Origin of the sequence: Streptomyces fuscigenes (assembly GCF_021556455.1) — a bacterium.
In the GTDB taxonomy this organism is placed as follows: domain Bacteria; phylum Actinomycetota; class Actinomycetes; order Streptomycetales; family Streptomycetaceae; genus Streptomyces; species Streptomyces fuscigenes.
Genome location: NZ_JAKGCV010000756.1, coordinates 1 through 1,369, shown reverse-complemented (window position 1 = coordinate 1,369; position 1,369 = coordinate 1). Strand labels below are relative to the sequence as shown.

Genomic DNA, 1,369 nt, shown 5'->3' with positions numbered 1-1,369 from the left:
GCCCCGGCCGCGGAGACGGGCCCGGACGCCGGCGGGCCCGGGCGGCGGGGCGGGGAGAGCGGCGGGATCGCGGGGCGCGGCACGCCCGCGCCGGAGGACGCGCTGCCCTTCCGGCTCGCGCTGGACGACGGCGACTCCCCCGCGGACGTCATGGACGCCCTGTTCCTCGGCCGCTTCGCGACGGGCCGTCAGCCCTACTCGCACAGCTCGTCGATGGACCGGGTCAAGTCCGGCCGCACGCTGCTGCCCTCGGGCGCGCGGGTGCTGCGGCAGGCCCGGGACGACGACCGCAGCGCCACGCTCGCCGAGGGCGACGGCTGGACCGTACTGGTCTCGCGGTGGAGCCGCGGCGCGGACGTGACGGTCACGGCCGTCACTGCCGAACTCGCCCGCGAGGTGCACCGGCAGGCGACCGACGGCGCGCAGGACGACCCGGAGCCGCAGCCGGACAACGTGACGATGGGATTCTGGTACGTGTCCCCCCGGCGCGGCCCGCACCGCACGACCCGGCAGATCACCGCGGGCACCTGGCAGGAGGTCCGGGGCAACTACACCGCGCCCGTCGCCGACGCGCTGGACGGGCTGATGAAGGTCACGCCCGACGACATCGCGGGCCGGCTCCTGCTGCTGCACGGGCCGCCCGGCACGGGGAAGACGTCGGCGCTGCGGACGCTGGCCCGGTCCTGGCGGGACTGGTGCCAGGTGGACTGCGTCCTCGATCCGGAGCGGCTGTTCAACGACGTCGGCTACCTGATGGACATCGCGATCGGCGAGGACGACGCGAGCGGGGGCCGCTGGCGGCTGCTGCTCCTGGAGGACTGCGACGAGCTGATCAGGGGCGAGGCCAAGCACGCGGCGGGCCAGGCCCTGTCGCGGCTGCTGAATCTGACGGACGGACTGCTCGGCCAGGGCAGGAACGTGCTCGTGGGCGTCACCACCAACGAGAACCTGGAGCGCCTGCACCCCGCGGTGGTCCGGCCCGGCCGCTGCCTCGCCCGCGTCGAGGTGGGCGCGCTGACCCACGCCGAGTCGCTGGCGTGGCTGGAGCGCGGCGGCGCGCCGTGGGAGGGCACGGTGGCGCGCGGCGGCGCGAGTCTGGCGGAGCTGTACGCGATGCGGCGGGGCCGGGTGCGCCTGCCCGCGCCGGCGGCCCGCGAGGAGGACGCGGGGCTGTACCTCTGAGGTGCGCGCCTGAGGTGCGCGCCGCCGGAGGCGGGGCGGCGCGGGCGGGCGGGGCCGATTCGGACGGGCCCCGGTCCGTACGGGCGGGCGCGGGCGATTCGGACGGGCCCCGGTCCGTACGGGCGGGCGCGGGCGGGGCTCGGCCCATACGGGCGGGCGTGGCCGATACGGGCGGGGCTCGGCCCCA

The 1,369-nt window shown here is 77.5% G+C and carries 1 protein-coding gene; it reads left to right on the top strand.

Annotated elements, in window-relative coordinates; translation table 11 throughout:
* The first annotated feature begins 66 nt into the window (after positions 1-66).
* Positions 67-1,182 (top strand): DUF5925 domain-containing protein, encoded by a 1,116-nt coding sequence (locus L1885_RS28360; protein WP_235800003.1) that lies wholly within the window; start codon positions 67-69, stop codon positions 1,180-1,182.
* Positions 1,183-1,369: the final 187 nt, after the last annotated feature.